The 13561-nt window shown below is 49.8% G+C and carries 13 protein-coding genes; 6 read left to right on the forward strand and 7 right to left on the reverse strand.

Annotated features, from left to right (window positions below; genetic code table 11):
- Nucleotides 1-18: 18 nt before the first annotated feature.
- Genes EC843_RS02005 through nrfB form a run of 3 tightly spaced genes read right to left on the reverse strand, consistent with a single transcriptional unit; the run spans nucleotide 19 to nucleotide 5791 of the window.
- The gene (locus EC843_RS02005; RefSeq protein ID WP_133521510.1) at nucleotides 19-888 is read right to left on the reverse strand and encodes a DUF4434 domain-containing protein; all 870 of its coding nucleotides are present in this window, start codon (nucleotides 886-888) and stop codon (nucleotides 19-21) included.
- Nucleotides 888-3569: a tetratricopeptide repeat protein gene (locus EC843_RS24715; protein ID WP_243739110.1), complete on the reverse strand. Its 2682-nt coding sequence runs from the start codon at nucleotides 3567-3569 to the stop codon at nucleotides 888-890. Before EC843_RS24715 ends, EC843_RS02005 begins: the two co-directional genes overlap by 1 nt.
- Nucleotides 3566-5791 carry a cyclic di-3',5'-guanylate-activated glycosyltransferase NrfB gene (nrfB, locus tag EC843_RS02020; RefSeq protein WP_133521511.1) on the reverse strand — a complete coding sequence of 742 codons (2226 nt, stop codon included), beginning with the start codon at nucleotides 5789-5791 and terminating at the stop codon, nucleotides 3566-3568. Before nrfB ends, EC843_RS24715 begins: the two co-directional genes overlap by 4 nt.
- Nucleotides 5792-6100: 309 nt before the next feature.
- On the opposite strand from nrfB, the gene EC843_RS02025 reads away from it, so the two are divergent.
- A complete protein-coding gene (locus tag EC843_RS02025) occupies nucleotides 6101-6430 on the forward strand; it encodes an SMR family transporter (RefSeq protein ID WP_121813534.1) in 330 nt (109 codons plus the stop codon).
- A 206-nt stretch (nucleotides 6431-6636) separates the two neighbouring features.
- The gene (locus EC843_RS02030; protein WP_083963370.1) at nucleotides 6637-6885 is read left to right on the forward strand and encodes a DUF2554 family protein; all 249 of its coding nucleotides are present in this window, start codon (nucleotides 6637-6639) and stop codon (nucleotides 6883-6885) included.
- 64 nt (nucleotides 6886-6949) lie between these two features.
- Here the strand turns inward: EC843_RS02030 and EC843_RS02035 are convergent, their stop codons facing one another.
- Entirely contained in the window at nucleotides 6950-8068 is a 1119-nt protein-coding gene (locus EC843_RS02035; protein WP_064546502.1) for an S-(hydroxymethyl)glutathione dehydrogenase/class III alcohol dehydrogenase, read from the reverse strand.
- A 43-nt stretch (nucleotides 8069-8111) separates the two neighbouring features.
- Entirely contained in the window at nucleotides 8112-8387 is a 276-nt protein-coding gene (locus tag EC843_RS02040) for a metal/formaldehyde-sensitive transcriptional repressor (RefSeq protein WP_133521512.1), read from the reverse strand.
- A gap of 577 nt (nucleotides 8388-8964) precedes the next feature.
- Between EC843_RS02040 and EC843_RS02045 the strand changes: the two genes are divergently transcribed.
- From EC843_RS02045 to EC843_RS02055, 3 genes are all read left to right on the forward strand, one after another.
- Entirely contained in the window at nucleotides 8965-9408 is a 444-nt protein-coding gene (locus EC843_RS02045; RefSeq protein ID WP_133521513.1) for an STM2901 family protein, read from the forward strand.
- Nucleotides 9402-9737: a DUF1493 family protein gene (locus EC843_RS02050; RefSeq protein WP_064546495.1), complete on the forward strand. Its 336-nt coding sequence runs from the start codon at nucleotides 9402-9404 to the stop codon at nucleotides 9735-9737. The genes EC843_RS02045 and EC843_RS02050 overlap by 7 nt, the downstream gene beginning before the upstream one ends.
- 334 nt (nucleotides 9738-10071) lie before the next feature.
- A complete protein-coding gene (locus EC843_RS02055) occupies nucleotides 10072-10341 on the forward strand; it encodes a hypothetical protein (RefSeq protein ID WP_064546494.1) in 270 nt (89 codons plus the stop codon).
- Between the two features lie 76 nt (nucleotides 10342-10417).
- Here EC843_RS02055 and cybB read toward each other — a convergent pair whose 3' ends face one another.
- Nucleotides 10418-10948 carry a cytochrome b561 gene (gene cybB / locus EC843_RS02060; RefSeq protein WP_064546492.1) on the reverse strand — a complete coding sequence of 177 codons (531 nt, stop codon included), beginning with the start codon at nucleotides 10946-10948 and terminating at the stop codon, nucleotides 10418-10420.
- Between the two features lie 190 nt (nucleotides 10949-11138).
- On the opposite strand from cybB, the gene gap reads away from it, so the two are divergent.
- Nucleotides 11139-12140: a type I glyceraldehyde-3-phosphate dehydrogenase gene (gap, locus tag EC843_RS02065; protein ID WP_133521514.1), complete on the forward strand. Its 1002-nt coding sequence runs from the start codon at nucleotides 11139-11141 to the stop codon at nucleotides 12138-12140.
- Nucleotides 12141-12187: 47 nt separating this feature from the next.
- On the opposite strand, the gene dbpA is transcribed toward gap, so the two are convergent.
- Entirely contained in the window at nucleotides 12188-13561 is a 1374-nt protein-coding gene (gene dbpA, locus EC843_RS02070) for an ATP-dependent RNA helicase DbpA (RefSeq protein WP_064546489.1), read from the reverse strand.

Consider the following 13561-nt stretch of genomic DNA (forward strand, 5'->3'; position numbering starts at 1 on the left):
CACCCGACAAAACCAAAGCTATTTGGCCAACACCCCGTTGGCCGCACTCATATAACGCAATGAGAAGAAGATCCGGTCCTGCCCCTGCGGGACAGGGGTCGACAACAATTTCTGCTGATACGCCGCCGGAGCGGGTTGCGCTTCAAAGGTTTCGGCCTGCTTATCCTGGCGGAATAGCTCTATGACCTTTCCGGCAGATGGCGCTTGCAGATACAACGCCCGCTCAGTTTCCGTCAGCACTTGCGTTCCCGCACCGTCCTGCATCCACACTTTCACACCGCTATGGTTCAGGGTGGTTATCCATTTACGGTATGAGTCCGGCGTCATGTTTCCGGCAAAGAAGCTACTGACCGCAACCGGTTTATCCGCGACAGCGGCCAACGACAAACGCGTGTTGTTCATCCAGTTTTCCGCAACTTGCTGCATTTGCGGGGTGCGCCAGCGTCGGTCATCGAGTTCACTGCTGATATACCAGCCAGAAATCGCCTGCTCACCCAGTACTTCAACCCAGCGTTTTGCCACGGCAACGTCGTTGGCGCGCAAATGGTTGAGATAGTTTTCCAGTGCGGGCATTGGCTGTTTTTGGCGTTCGAAAAACTGCCCATCAGCTGCCAGACCAATCACCAGTTTTAGGCCGCTTGCGGTGGTGAGTTGTGCTTTACGCTCAAGCCAGGCGCGAGACTCCCCGCCCGTGAAAGCATCGTCGTAACGGCTCCATTGCAAGACCAGGGTATCAATTCCCTGCCCTTTAAGTTTGCTCAATACGCTTTGCCACTGCGCGTCGGAAACGGTGGTATCGCGCAGTTGCGGCTGATACATCACGGCATTCATCGCACTGGCAAAAGGCACTACCAGCAGTAGCGTTGTTGTCAGAAGTATTTTCTTCATTACCAGCGCACTCCCAGCGTCAGGAACAGATTATTTTTGGAATTGGTATCGCGATTGTGGCCGGAAAATACTCTCTGGTATTCCAGCCCGACGCTCGCTTTATGCGGGAACGCGTCGTAATGCGTTTGTCCAAACCACGTATTTAACCGCACCCCAACGCCACCCAGCGTATTGTCCTGGTATGGGTCGCCCGTGTTGGCGTTGTACTGCGCGTGCCAGTAAGGCTCAATGGTTTGGTGTTGATTGATTTTCTGATGCCAGCTCATTCGGTAATCCGCGGTGTAAAGCTGATAATCCGCTTTCACGTAATGTGCCGCATCAAGATACAGGTTTTGTGCCATCCAGCCATTACCGGTGGGATGCCAGTCATCACTGTATTTACCGCCGTTGAAGAACGACGCACTCGCGCGCAGCATCAGGTCACTTTCGCCATGCGCCTTATCTAACGGGATCTGCTGTTCAGCCGCCAGGTAGATAACCTGGTCACGCAGCGGTTTCCAGCGCACGCCGATCCCTAACATCGGCTCATACAGCGGCATGAAGTTATGGTCGCTTTCAGTGCTGCTGCCCGCGAACAGACGGCTGTAAACCGAGAGCTGGTCACCGTCGACAATTTGGTTTTTACCGATGCGGTACTCCGCCTCAAACTGCTGATAGCTACGGTAGCTTTTATTCGGCTGTACGCCGCTGTTGCTGCCCGAACTGTTCAGCGAGTCAGGCGTTAAACCGAATGAACCGTCCCAGGTAAAAGTCCAGCGGCGTTCGCTGTCTTCGTGGATGCGGCGGAACTCAAAGCGGTCTTTTTTCTGCTGTTCGTTGAGCGTTTGCTGTGGTGTGAGAGTGTTATCTATGTCATCGACTACCCGCTCGCTGTACTCGCGAGTTTTGGGTTTATCGTCCAGTCGCTCGTTGAGATACACCAATTGGCGCAGGATTTCGGGCGAGTCGGGTTGAGAAGCGCGGGCTTTTTCCAGCGCATCGCGGGCTTCAGAATGTTTGCCTTGCGTCAGTAGCGCAAAGCCACGCGCCGCATCATCCATTTCTGGTGCTGAGTCAGTTTTCAGGTTCGGTCTTTCTGATGCGGGAACGCGCGCCCAACTGGCCTGGGCTAACTGATAATCTTCCGCGGTATACGCCAGATAAGCCACTTGCCGTTGGTAGTAAGGTGACGGATCGCGAGCTGCCGCTTGTTGCGCGGCATGCAGAGCAAGACCTGGCTGGAATGGATAACATTGCGCCAGATGTGACCAGCTTTCCGCGTCATATTGTGGCGATAAATCGCCTAATAAATTACGCACAATCGGGCAGTTTTCTGCGCCCTGGAACACGCGAGCCTGAGCCATGCGCTGCGTGGCTGTCGGTAACGGTTTTTGCAACCGCGCTTTATTTTCCTCAGACAACCACTGCGGATGCGCCGCAAGCTGGCTGTACAAGCGCGTTGAGAGCGAATCCTGCAACTTACCGGCTTGCTCAAACGGCCAGTAGTTCAACAGCAATTCGGTGGCTGCTTGCTCCTGCCCCATAGCCACCATTTGGTAGCTGGCGGTTTCCAGTTCCTGCGCGGACAGACTACGCATTTGGCTAATTTTGCGGATCAACTCCATGCTGGCTTGCGTGTCTTTTCGCGCAAAACTTAACGCCAGGCGCTGATCAAGTCCCTGATCGTCCGGGAAGTTACTGAGCAGCGCGTTGGCTCCTTGCCAGTCGCCTTGTTGGATACGGATGGGGACCAAGGTCGACAACACATACTGTTGGTTTTCTGGGTATTTGACCGGCCAATGGGCAACCGTGTTACCCGGGTCCTGGCAGTAGGTTGCCAGTAACCGTAGCCAGTTACGCTCTTCGGCAGGGTTGGTGAACTCCGGCTTATGGCTGGTGAGATAATGGCGCAGTGGTGCCAGCGCGTTACGTTCAGCCAGCGATTGAGCATACGCCAGTTGCATACCAGGGCTGTTCATCACACCCTGACTTTGCAAATCGAGGATCCGCTGGTCGCGCTGCATATGCAGTAAAATGGCAAACCATTGCTGGTACTGCGCCTCGCTCAGGGTGGCATCGCTATCCAACAGTGCAAAACCCTGGTCGGCGGCCGCCCACTGATGCCTGAAGATCGCCCGCTGGATGTAGTTATCCGTTAACGCTTGCGCGGCTTTGGTGTGACGGAATTGAGGGTCAGACAGTTGGGCGCGAGCGATGTCTAACTGGTTGAGTTTGACCGCATAATTCCCTACTTTGCTGCGGCAATCCACCGTAGGCTCGGCATCGCATTTCTTCTGCAACTCCTGCAATTGGCTGAGGGATTTCACTTGCTGCTCGGCAACCGGAATCGCCGCCAGGGCTTGCTGCAAATCAGGGTTTTGCGGATTTGTCTTGAGCTCACGTTTCAGTAAAGCTTGCGCTTTCTTTTCGTGACCAAAATGACGGTAAGCCTCTGCCAACCATAATGTCAGACGCACACTGTCAGGCGCCATTTCATGCGCATGTTCAAAACTGCTCAAGGCGCGCGTTTCATCGTTAACCTTCATGGCTTGATGCGCCCGCTCGATATGCGGGTAAACCTTGAAATAGCGGTAATCGCTCAAGCCCAAGTCTTGTTTTGATCCTTCTTCTGCAGCGAGCGCAGGCGTTGCGAGTAATGTACCGCATATCAACATGGCCAGCGGATTCAGGCGGATGTTCATAACACCTCCCTAGCCAGGCGCGCCTGTTGTAACTTAGTGATACCGGCATTTTGCAGCAGTTTGCTGAGGGACGGTTGCAGTTTATCTTGCTGTTCCAGTGCGCGACTGACCACGTTTGGGTCGACCACACCTTCTTGCACCAGGAATTCCCCAAACATCAAATCGCTACGCTCATAGCGCAATAACACTGCACGCAGAACCGCTTCGTTGAGCTTGAATTCGTTGGTGAGCACTTCGGCAAAAAAAAGTTGACCGGAAACATATTGCTTCCAGAGGTCATCAGCCTGTGCCCGGCTGATAAGATCTTCACTCACCGCACTTTCCAGTATCTGTTTCTCTTTGAGCAATTGCTCTGAGCCGTACCAGTAGCGCAAGCCAATCACGACCTGTCCGCGTGGCACCACCACGTATTTAACCGGACGGCCAACTTTGCGGCTTAGTGCCGAAAGCGAAACCGGGTCGATTGTGTTTTCGCAGGCCAGAGTCAGTGTCTCAACTTCAAGGCGCAATGGCAGCACCGCATGGTGTTGAGCGACTTTTGCCGGGATGCTGTTGACCAGTTGTGGATCCAGTGCCAGTGAGTCTATTGACTCCATCGGCACATCAGCCTGTTTTGCGAGTGCGACCGCAAGTTGTTCGGCGGTGATATAGCCGAGTTGTACCAGGCTACCCCCCAGTTTCAGACCTGGAATACGGTTTTGCAGTGCTTCTTCAAGTTGCTGCTGGGTAAGCACTCCCGAATCCACAAGGATGTAACCCAGAGGCTGAGCGGAACGTTGCTCGCTGACCGTCGGGAAATCGTGGGTAGTTTTATCCCAGGCAACGCGACGCGGGTCGCCGTGCTGGATAACCTGCTTAATCGCCCGCCAGTTAGCGACAAAGTTAATCAGGTTTCCCCAGAACAGACGCGGGATCACCAGCAAACCTTGCCCCACTCCGTAATAGCCGGTGACAAAAATCATGCGCTGGAGTATGCGATTGGACATCAACCCGAAGTTAATCCACAGCAGGGTTGTCAGCCATGGGCCACCCACGAAGATCGACAGAAATTGCCACGCACCATCAACGCTACGCTGATAAATCATGATCGCTACCAGCTGCATCATCACCAGCATCGCAGCAAAACTGAGGAAGTTGGCAATGGCCCCTTTGCGGTCACGCCACAAGAAATAGTTAAGAATCGGGCTTGGGCTCCAGCGGTGTGTTTTAAACCCCTGGAAGACAATACCGATGATCCAGCGCGATTTTTGCCGCACCGCAGTCGCAAAGGTGTCCGGGAAATATTCACGTACACAAATCACGTTGGCGGTACGCGAACGTTGTAAGAAAGGTTTTGCTGAGCTGTCGTTTTCATCCACGACCGGGAAGCGGCAGAAAATTTCTTCCATGCCCTTCTGACGCAAGCGGAAACCGATGTCGTAGTCTTCGGTCAAACTCTGCACGTCAAACGCAATACCATCACCGTCTGCCAGCAGTGCTAACACGGCTCGACGACTGAAACAGGTCCCTACGCCTGCACTCGGAACCTGCCCCGCTAAAGCTTCACGAACAGGCACATCTTTGCCGTGCAGTTCGGAAAATTCATCCAAATAACTGAGGCTGGTGAAATGTGTCCATTTGCGCTCAAACGGATAAACAGGGATCTGAATTAAATCTTTTCTATCGACCAGATAATTGAACAGGCGTAATTCGAGTGGAGAAATAACGTCTTCTGCATCGTGCAGAATAAAGCCGGAGAAATTAAAACGCGCGCTACGTTCAAACTGCAAAATCGCGTCGAGAATGTTATTCAGGCAATCCGCTTTGCTGGTTGGGCCAGGGCGTGCACACACCACTTTATGGACATTTGGAAAACGCGCGCAAACGTCGTCGACATCGCGTTGGGTGTCCGGGTCATTAGGGTAAGTGCCGACAAAAATATGATAGTTTTCGTAGTCCAGCGAGCTGGCGGCCAATCTCGCCATGTTACCGATAACCCCGGTCTCATTCCACGCGGGAACCATAATTGCCAGTGCCTTTTCTTGCGGCTCATACAGGGCTTTATAGTCCAGATAATCGTTGTTGCGGTAAACCGTCGCTGAGCGCCATACCCGGCGAACCCAATATACGACATCGATAAATAAATCATCTATTCCGCTAATTAACATCAATATCGCCAGAGTAATAGCGATGACTTTCAACCCGTAAAGATAGGTTGAAAAGCAATCAACAAACCAATCCATTTTTTACCCCAAAGGTCATGTGAAACCGTGTACTGTCATCCACAAGAGGGCTGATGCAGACACAAAAAAGCCTCATATGTTACCGGTATCATAATGTAACAAGATAAACTCAGAAAGGAGATAACTCTAATATTGCACTTATTTACAATCACAAAGGTTGTATCATAAACAACAAAACCAGTGTTTTCAGCTGGCATTTACAATTGTTACAGGACATTTGAAATGAGTAATGGTTTCTGGTGCCAGTTCTTGCCAGAAACGGCTTTGATCTTTACATTGGCGGGCTGAATACCTGTGGGAGAAACGGACATGACTTACATCTGGCTCATTGTGGCAATTATTGCCGAGGTGATAGCAACTACCTCACTGAAACTATCAGAAGGTTTTAGCCGTTTATGGCCAAGTATCACCACCATTTTGTTTTATGGCGTGGCGTTTTATTGTTTATCCATCACTATGCGCACCATCCCTACCGGGATTATTTATGCGATTTGGTCAGGGGCCGGGATCGTGTTGATTGGTGCGGTAGGCTGGATATTTTTGGGGCAGAAACTCGACTGGCCTGCTCTTGCAGGTATGGCGCTGATCATTCTGGGTGTGTTAGTCATTAACCTGTTTTCAAAATCAGTCGCTCATTAATTCTGCCTTATAATGCCTGGACTGCGCCCTTTTCACTGGTAAAAGGGTTGTAGCATGTCATCTCTTTAATCAACCTATCGTAAACCAAAAGCTAACAATCTGGTCTTTTACACTGCTGACAATTCTTTTGTTTTATTTCTAAAAGTTGAATAGTCACCAGATGAAATCATCTATACAGTGGGCCCGTCACGTTAATGAGATTGAAGATGATGGTTAAACAGTTACGATCAAAACTGGGGATGATTTTGTTAGTCATTGGTGCGGCCTTGTTCTCTGGCCAGACGGCTGCGCAAACTCATGGTCACCTGTATTTGGTCGTCAAAAGTGCTGACATGTTGCTGCGCCATCAGGCTGATAGCGATGAAATCCGTCAAGCCGCCGAAGAATCTGCCGCTGATTTCCGTGAGCATTATTATCACGTTAAAGAGCGACGAGCCGGGACCTTTCAACTTTAGAAAGTATTGATCTCACCGATTCTGCCGGCAAATTAACCGGGAATCGGTGAGATCAATTTAGCGGTTATTTATCGCCGAAATGGATAACGGTACGAATCGATTTTCCTTCGTGCATTAAATCGAATGCTTCGTTGATTTGCTCAAGCGGCATGCGATGGGTGATAAACGGGTCGAGGTTGATTTTGCCAGCCATCGCATCCTCTACCATGCCAGGCAATTGTGTACGCCCTTTCACGCCACCAAACGCTGAACCACGCCATACACGGCCGGTAACCAGCTGGAACGGACGGGTTTTGATTTCCTGGCCGGCACCTGCAACGCCGATGATCACGCTCTCGCCCCAGCCTTTATGGCAGCATTCTAGTGCCGAACGCATAACATTCACGTTACCGATACATTCAAAGCTGAAGTCCACACCGCCGTCGGTCAACTCGACGATGACATCCTGAATCGGCTTTTGATGATCTTTAGGGTTGATGCAATCGGTCGCCCCCATTTCAGTCGCCAGTTTGAATTTTTCTGGGTTGGTGTCGATAGCCAGAATGCGACCCGCTTTTGCCTGTACCGCGCCCTGAATCACCGCCAACCCAATGCCGCCGAGGCCAAACACCGCGACGGTATCACCCTCTTTTACTTTCGCCGTGTTGTGAACCGCCCCGATACCGGTGGTGACGCCACAACCCAGCAGACAAACTTTATCCAGTGGCGCTTGTTCGTTCACCTTAGCCAGTGAAATTTCCGCAACCACAGTGTATTCGCTGAAAGTACTGGTACCCATGTAGTGATAAATCGGCTCGCCATTGTATGAGAAACGTGTGGTGCCATCTGGCATCAAACCTTTACCCTGGGTGGCGCGAACCGCCTGGCAAAGGTTGGTTTTACCCGATTTACAGAATTTACATTCGCGACATTCTGCGGTGTACAACGGAATAACGTGATCGCCAGGTTTCAGGCTGGTCACGCCCTCACCAACTTCCACCACAATCCCGCCGCCTTCATGCCCCAGCACCGCCGGGAAAACACCTTCAGGATCATCACCCGACAATGTGAACGCATCGGTGTGGCAAACACCAGTATGGGTAATTTTGACCAGCACTTCGCCTTTCTGTGGCGGGGCTACGTCAATTTCAACGATTTCAAGCGGTTTGCCTGGGCCAAATGCAACTGCAGCACGTGATTTCATATTCTTCTTCCGTCGTCAGGTGAGAGTGATTTTTATATAACTGTTATTTTAGATAAGAGCGTATCAAATGGCCGACTTCTGCCATGCGCACAGCGCGCTGATCTTCGGATGTCTCCCCCGCGACCAGCTCGTCTTTAAGATGGATTTCCATCATTTCGGCCATCAGGCCATTCGCGGCCCCGCGCACGGCGGCGATTTGTTGCAAGATAGCAATGCAAGGATCGCCATTTTCCAGCGCACGCTCTATCGCTTCCGTTTGACCGCGAATCCGCCGCACGCGAGTCAGGATACGTTTTTTGTCTTCAGGTGAATGTGGCATAGCGACCTCAATATACTATAGGGGAGTACTGTACACTAATTTATAGCCAATTGAAAAACTTGATTATTTTATATTTATCAGTGAGATGGGGATTATACTAAATGGACATATGGGGACATATACAGTCATTGACATGCCCCTAAATCTGCCCCGAATCGAGTTTTAAGATGGTTTTTGCCCCTAAAATGCCCCTGAAATTGGAGAGGGAATTGACTCGAAACCATGAATACGCGGTGGATCTATTATACAAAAGGGCAAATACGATTCCCGCTCCCGTCACCAAAAAAACAAATCCCTTTAAAATCAATTAACTAAAAACAAAATCGATTAAATCGCACTCAAAAACACGTGCAAAAACACGCTAATACAATCAAACACATATCATTTTTTTCGGGTAGGTTCGGGAAAACTTCGTGTGCACATTCGCCTCCTCAATCTTTTTAGTTATTCATAAAAACCAATAAACTCAAAAAAATAATTCACATAATCTATGGCACGAATCGCCCAGGTTAACCCTTTTATAATAATGGTTATCAGTGGAATATTTAACGTATTTTACTAATAAATGAGGGTTCAAATGGATACGATTGAAGAGCTGAATGGAACCTATTTTTACCGTGGTCATTACAACCTTACTGCTAATGAGCTTCTATTCTCTATATTCATTGATGTAACAGCACAGCAGATAGGCGTCAGAGATTACGCCGCTATTGGAGGGATGCTTCTCGGAATACCTGATATTCCTACGCGGGGGAAACCAATCGGCGCAACGCCCGGAACGTCACCGCTGAGTATGTGTTTGCGAAAACTCCTTAAAACCAAGGTGAATAACTGGCCTACGCTTACACTTGGAAGCGTTCGACGAATGAAATTCTCTTACGTCCGAAATCTTGGTGCATTTGTCGGTCGGTGGATTCCAGTGTTAGGGATTGTCATTATCGCTGCTGATGTTTCAGCGATAGCCTATAAAGCCACAAGCAGGTACAACACCATAGCCAGGGGTAATGACAAGATATGGTGACGGATAATGACATAATTCTTTGGTATAACTCGAACTACAACGAGCCAAGAGGTTTATTCAAAAAACGCAGTTGGCCTGTCACTATTGATACCAGCCTGACGACCGGCGATTATGTTTGGGTGTGGGAGACTGGCGAGGAAATCATAGATAACTACGCTAAAACATTTAGCGTAGACATGACAGGGTTTAACTTCGTGAGATACTGGCCTGAAGAATCATCCATAATTTTTATATTTTGTCCTTGCTGGGCGGATGACGATGATCCCGAGCCGTTAACCCTCAAAATGCTGGCTGAGTCGGCACGCGCGGGTAAATGGATCTATGACTAATAAGTAAAAGAAGCCCGATGATTACCGGGCTTGAGAAGTGTTATTGGTTTTTCAGCCCAAGTTTTTCAGCTAACCGATGCAGCGCGCATTGGCTCATCACTTCTTCGGCGCTTGCCGCGAACTCCTGCCTGTGTTTACCTAAAAAGAAGGCAATCATTTCTTTCTCTTGCTCTGTAAATTCTATTCGACAAAGTCCGTTATATGTACAAAAAATGAACCACGGAAAATTCCGGTGTTCTAATTAAAATGGATGGTGATTCAATATCGGCTGCTACAAAGCCTGGCACCATGTCACTTTGATTTTTAACTCAGACTTTGGACTTAAGGGGGTAAGATGAAAAGACATACGGAAAAACGAATAGCAGGCTCTATTCTGGAAGTAAGATGTTTGCGCGTGACCCCTCCCGTTTGTATTCATAGAGTTGCGTTCGAAGATGGTAAATTTGCGGTGGTGCGTTGCGTAACAGATGGTTGTCTCGTTCCCGGACACGTCATCAACCGTGATGCGCAGGGATGGCACTATGATGAGAAAATAATGAAGCTGCTGCCTTTTGAATACGTTAATCAAACAGAATCAGAGCGTGATTTCGCGGAATACCCTTAACGATAAAACAAAGACCCCATGATTTCGATGTGGTCTTTGTCCAATCATCAGTTTGAAGCGACACCCGCCAATAAACTCACTCTTTTTTGCCTGGCATCATGCGCAGCAAAGTGTTGTCTTTCCATACGTAATGGTGGAAAAGTGCCGCAAACGCATGAGTGCCGATGACGAAGTAGCCAATATTGGCGATGAGTTCGTGATAGCTTTTGATGGTGAATTCCATATCTTCATCAGGCTCCATCGCATGTGGCATAGAAATGCCAAATACCGACCAGTCACTGCCTTTGAAGTACACGGTTAAAAAACCGAGGATTGGCAGCGTAATAAACATCAAATAAATAATGGTGTGCACCAAATGCGACACACCGATAATTGCCGGGTGCGGCTTAGGGATAATCGCGGGAGCACGGTATTTAATCCTTACCAGCAGGCGCGCAACCATCAAAAAGAACACGCTGATCCCGCAGGTGACGTGAGTGGCATTGAAGATTGGCCGATAAGAACGAGGTGCAAAACCTTTGAGTTCCATCGCGCAATACGCCCCAACGACCAGTAAAAAAACCAACCAATGAAGCGTTATCTGTAACGCGGTGTATTTGCTACGCATTTGACTGCCCTGCTTTGTGACAATGATTTTGCCAGGATAACGGCAATTACTTAGAAAATCATTAACATCACCTAAAATGACCTAACATTTCCGCTAACAGCGGGAGTTTGCCACCCCCTCATTTCTGAACTATCACTACAGTTGATTAAGATTTAAGCAGCCATCAACAGTTAGACATGAGGTTCTGGTCATGAAAAAAATCGGTATTAATGGTTTTGGACGTATTGGTCGACTGGTGTTGCGCCGCGTTCTGGAAACCAAAAGTGAAGTTGAGATTGTGGCTATCAATGATTTGACGTCGCCAAAGGTGCTGGCTTACTTGCTCAAGCATGACTCCAGCTATCGTAACTTCGACGGCACCGTAGATTTCACCGACGATTCTCTGGTGGTCAATGGCAATAAAATAGCGGTGTATGCCGAGAAAGACGCCAAAAATATCCCATGGGGGAAAGATGGCGTTGAGATAGTGATTGAATGCACTGGCTTCTATACTTCGGAAGAAAAAGCCAGTGCGCATCTGGAGGCTGGAGCGAAGAAAGTGTTAATTTCTGCCCCAGCGGGGGATATGAAAACCATCGTGTTCAACGTTAACTGCAACACCATCACGCCTGAGGATAAAATACTTTCCGTCGCCTCCTGCACTACGAATTGTCTGGCACCAATGGCAAAAGCGCTGCACGACAACTTTGGCATTAAACTCGGCACTATGACCACGATTCATGCCTATACCGGTACGCAATCGCTGGTTGACGGCCCGCGAGGCAAAGATCTGCGTGCTTCTCGTGCCGCCGCGCAAAATATCATTCCCCATACTACCGGTGCGGCAAAAGCCATTGGGCTGGTTATCCCTGAACTGCAAGGCAAACTCAAAGGACACGCGCAACGCGTGCCAACGTTGACTGGTTCAGTCACGGAGCTGGTGTCGATTCTGGGGAAAAAGGTCACGGTCGAAGAGATTAATGCAGCGTTGAAAAAGGCCACCGAGGGCAATGAGTCGTTTGGTTATACCGACGAAGAGATTGTTTCGTCCGATATTGTCGGGACACATTTTGGTTCCGTGTTCGATGCGACTCAAACAGAAGTGACTGAGGTCGGTGATTTGCAGTTAGTGAAAACTGTGGCCTGGTACGATAACGAATACGGTTTTGTGACTCAGTTGGTGCGGGTTTTGGACGCTGTAGCGAAAGAGTGATAGCTACCCTCTCCCTGCGCTTATCCGGCGGGGAGAGGGTTATAAACTTACTTCAGCAAACGCACTTTAACGGATTTGCCTTTGATTTTACCCTGCTGCAATTGCTTCCAGGCATGACGTGCAACGGATTCACGAACCGCGACATAAACGTGCATTGGATGAACATCAATCTTACCGATATCCGCACCATCCAGCCCCATATCACCGGTCAATGCGCCGAGGATATCACCCGGACGCATTTTCGCTTTCTTGCCACCATCGATGCAGAGTGTAGTCATGGTCGCTTCAAGCGGCTTAATGCTGCCGCCCGTTGGGGCTGGTTGCCAGTTCAGAGACAAATTCAGCATTTCAGCTAACACACTGGCACGCTGTGCTTCTTCTGGAGCGCACAGGCTAATCGCCAGGCCGCTTTCGCCTGCACGAGCAGTACGCCCGATGCGGTGCACGTGGACTTCCGGGTCCCACGACAACTCGTAGTTAATGACCATTTCCAGTGCTTTGATATCCAGACCACGCGCGGCAACATCGGTCGCCACCAGCACGCGGCTGCTGCCATTGGCGAAACGCACCAGCGTTTGATCGCGGTCGCGCTGTTCCATATCACCGTGTAGCGCCAACACACTTTGGTTGCTTTCCGTCAGCGCATCGCATACGGCCTGGCAATCTTTTTTGGTATTACAGAACACGACACAAGACGCAGGCTGATGCTTGCTGAGTAATTTTTGCAACAGGCTGATTTTGCCGCTGCGGGAGATTTCATAAAACTGCTGCTCAACAGACGGCAATTCGTCTACTGAATCAATTTCGATAGTTTCTGGCGTGCGCTGCACACGAGAACTGATAGCGGCAATGGCGGTTGGCCACGTTGCGGAGAACAGCAACGTTTGCCTGTCTTGCGGCGCATGGCTGATGACTTCGTCAATTGCATCCGCAAAGCCCATATCCAACATCCGGTCAGCTTCATCCAGTACCAGTGTTTGCAGGGCATCTAAATTAACGGTCTCTTTTTTCAGGTGATCGAGCAAACGACCTGGCGTTGCCACAATCACATGAGGCGCGTGTTGCAGCGAGTCGCGCTGCGCACCAAACGGCTGGCCACCACAAAGCGTCAACACTTTGATATTTGGCATATAGCGCGCGAGACGACGTAGCTCTTTCGCCACCTGGTCTGCGAGTTCACGAGTTGGGCATAACACTAACGATTGAGTAATAAACTGGCTGGCATCAATGTGTTGCAGCAAGCCCAGACCGAATGCTGCCGTTTTACCACTGCCAGTTTTCGCCTGTGCACGGACATCTTTCCCAGCCAGAATCGCGGGTAATGCGGCCGCCTGAACAGGCGTCATGGTGTGGTAACCAAGTTCGGTGAGATTGGCGAGTTGTTCTGCTGGCAGAACGTTTAGGGTAGAAAAAGATGTCAC

The organism is Buttiauxella sp. JUb87, from assembly GCF_004361975.1.
Taxonomy (GTDB): domain Bacteria; phylum Pseudomonadota; class Gammaproteobacteria; order Enterobacterales; family Enterobacteriaceae; genus Buttiauxella; species Buttiauxella ferragutiae.

Bases quoted from the DNA above. Each gene is read 5' to 3' on its own strand.
- EC843_RS02055 (WP_064546494.1), top strand. From the start codon at position 10,072: ATGAAAAGACATACGGAAAAACGAATAGCAGGCTCTATTCTGGAAGTA.
- nrfB (WP_133521511.1), bottom strand. From the start codon at position 5,791: ATGGATTGGTTTGTTGATTGCTTTTCAACCTATCTTTACGGGTTGAAA.
- EC843_RS24715 (WP_243739110.1), bottom strand. From the start codon at position 3,569: ATGAACATCCGCCTGAATCCGCTGGCCATGTTGATATGCGGTACATTA.
- EC843_RS02005 (WP_133521510.1), bottom strand. From the start codon at position 888: ATGAAGAAAATACTTCTGACAACAACGCTACTGCTGGTAGTGCCTTTT.
- EC843_RS02045 (WP_133521513.1), top strand. From the start codon at position 8,965: ATGGATACGATTGAAGAGCTGAATGGAACCTATTTTTACCGTGGTCAT.
- cybB (WP_064546492.1), bottom strand. From the start codon at position 10,948: ATGCGTAGCAAATACACCGCGTTACAGATAACGCTTCATTGGTTGGTT.
- EC843_RS02040 (WP_133521512.1), bottom strand. From the start codon at position 8,387: ATGCCACATTCACCTGAAGACAAAAAACGTATCCTGACTCGCGTGCGG.
- EC843_RS02035 (WP_064546502.1), bottom strand. From the start codon at position 8,068: ATGAAATCACGTGCTGCAGTTGCATTTGGCCCAGGCAAACCGCTTGAA.
- EC843_RS02050 (WP_064546495.1), top strand. From the start codon at position 9,402: ATGGTGACGGATAATGACATAATTCTTTGGTATAACTCGAACTACAAC.
- gap (WP_133521514.1), top strand. From the start codon at position 11,139: ATGAAAAAAATCGGTATTAATGGTTTTGGACGTATTGGTCGACTGGTG.
- EC843_RS02025 (WP_121813534.1), top strand. From the start codon at position 6,101: ATGACTTACATCTGGCTCATTGTGGCAATTATTGCCGAGGTGATAGCA.
- EC843_RS02030 (WP_083963370.1), top strand. From the start codon at position 6,637: ATGATGGTTAAACAGTTACGATCAAAACTGGGGATGATTTTGTTAGTC.